Source organism: Campylobacter sp. 2018MI13, assembly GCF_018501135.1.
Lineage (GTDB): Bacteria > Campylobacterota > Campylobacteria > Campylobacterales > Campylobacteraceae > Campylobacter_E.
Genome location: NZ_JAHCZC010000375.1, coordinates 1 through 207 on the forward strand (window position 1 = coordinate 1; position 207 = coordinate 207).

Sequence of the window (207 nt, forward strand, 5' to 3'; positions counted from 1 at the left end):
AATATTTTAGGAATTTAGAAAAAGAATTAAGAGATGAATTAGCCACAAAAAGTGATTTAATCATCTCTTGCGGCGGTGGGTTTGCTAATTTACAAGATTTAAGAAAATTAGGTTTTGTAGTGTTTTTTGACCTTAGTTTTTACAAAATCGCAACAAGGCTTAAAAACGATACTAAACGCCCATTATTTGATGAAAAGGCGAAATTGC

1 protein-coding gene is annotated in these 207 nt (G+C 30.9%); it reads left to right on the forward strand.

The features are described from left to right. Positions 1-207: shikimate kinase (locus KJQ99_RS11570; protein ID WP_284467070.1), on the forward strand; the 207-nt coding region annotated here is incomplete at both ends.